The following is a 1,757-nucleotide window of genomic DNA, read 5'->3' as shown; positions in this document are numbered from 1 at the left end:
CATGCTAACCGAATATTAGTGTGATTAATCAGTCACTTTACTATAGGGGAAATAAAGTGACTGACTCATCCACTCTGTACTTATCATCTAGCTACAGAGAAAGCACCACGCCAGCGATCGCAGCGCTCATTAAGTTGGCAAGCACACCCGCACAAATCGCTTTGAAGCCATATTGTGAGATGAAAGAGCGACGCTCTGGAACTAAGCTACCCAAACCACCAATCAGAATCGCCATGGTAGAGATGTTAGCAAAACCACATAGTGCAAAAGTAACGATCGCTTTTGAGTGCTCACTCAGTGCATCTTTTACGTCCATTAACTGGATGAAAGCTACAAATTCGTTCACAACAATCTTATTACCGATCAGCGAACCTGCAACCACAGCTTCAGACCACGGTACACCGATCAGCCATGCAACGGGTGCGAACACATAACCTAGGATAAGTTCGAAGCTTAGGTTTACGCCAAACCAGCCACCAACAATACCTAACAAGCCATTCAGCATCGCAATCACACTGATAAAGGCTAGAAGTGTCGCACCCACCGCAACGGCAATACGAAGTCCAGACATAGCCCCATCTGCCATTGCCTCAACTACGTTTGTTGCTCGTGGAATCTCTACACCAGACTCAATATTTTCTTGAACATCCTCTGGGCTGCCTGGTACTAAGATTTTAGCCATCAATAGACCGGCTGGTGCCGACATAAATGCCGCAGCGATCAGATAGTTTAGGTCAACACCCAGCGATGCATAACCCACTAGCGTGCCGCCAGCAACAGAAGCCAAACCACATACCATCACAGCAAACAGTTGTGAGTCCGTCATATGTTTTAGGTAAGGCTTAACCACCAATGGCGCTTCGATCATGCCAACAAAAATGTTTGCCGTTGCAGATAGTGACTCCGCACGACCTGTGCCTAGAAACTTCTGCAAAGCACCGCCGATTATGTTGATCACCTTTGGCATAAAGCCGATGTGATACAAACCTGAAATCAATGCAGAGAAAAAGATAATGATGCCGAGAACGTTAATAGCGAAAACAAATCCGTTATTCGTTAGGCCACCGAATAGGAAGTTAATCCCCTCTTGACCGTAGTTGATCAAGCTAGACACCGCACCAGTAGCTGCATTCAGCGCTTCTTTACCCATTGGCACATAAAGAACCAATAGCGCGAATGAGATTTGCAGTAAGAAAGCCAAAGAGACAGTTCTTAGCGGGATATTTTTTCTGTCCGTAGATAGTAACCAAGCGGCTACTAAAATAGTGATAATTCCAAGTAGGGAAGCCATATGCGTCAACCTAAAAGTTGTAGGTAGGAAAGGCGACGCATTGTATAGAGGAAATCGTTTGCGGCAAGGTGCGGTTGTTAATGTGATGTTGGGATTATCAGCAACTTGCCCAAGGTTAGATTAAAGCATTGAATTTTAATGGATTAACTTGTTCAAAAAGCATACTTTTTCCATATGGAAATTATATTTATGAATTAGGAAACAATTAACGATGCAGCTCAACGCAAGTTTTGAGGTTTTTGTCCCAATACGTCGGCGAACCAACATGCTGTTTGATGAACTCAATCACTGCTGAAAGCTTCTTTGGCATGTTCTTTCGACTCGGATAGACGGCATAGAATGGCATCAACTGACTGGCTCTCCATTCTGGTAATACTTGGATTAACTTGCCTGTTCTAAACTCCTCTTTGACTAAATAAGTCGCCAAATAAGCAACACCCCACCCAGATACAGCTGCGTCTCGTAC

The 1,757-nt window shown here is 44.3% G+C and carries 2 protein-coding genes; both read right to left on the bottom strand.

Features of this window, described 5'->3' with window-relative positions:
* Nucleotides 1–91: 91 nt before the first annotated feature.
* Nucleotides 92–1,291, bottom strand: coding sequence for a NupC/NupG family nucleoside CNT transporter (locus tag AB4496_RS14560; RefSeq protein ID WP_009848493.1), 1,200 nt, complete (start codon nt 1,289–1,291; stop codon nt 92–94).
* A 205-nt stretch (nt 1,292–1,496) separates the two neighbouring features.
* Nucleotides 1,497–1,757 (bottom strand): LysR substrate-binding domain-containing protein (locus AB4496_RS14555; RefSeq protein WP_372131220.1); only part of this gene is annotated, 261 nt, incomplete at its 5' end.

The organism is Vibrio sp. 10N.222.46.A1 (assembly GCF_041473595.1).
GTDB lineage: Bacteria > Pseudomonadota > Gammaproteobacteria > Enterobacterales > Vibrionaceae > Vibrio > Vibrio tasmaniensis_A.
This window is presented reverse-complemented; position numbering and strand designations above follow the sequence as displayed.

Excerpts from the sequence above, each read along its gene's own strand:
- AB4496_RS14560 (WP_009848493.1), bottom strand. The coding sequence starts at position 1,291 with ATGGCTTCCCTACTTGGAATTATCACTATTTTAGTAGCCGCTTGGTTA.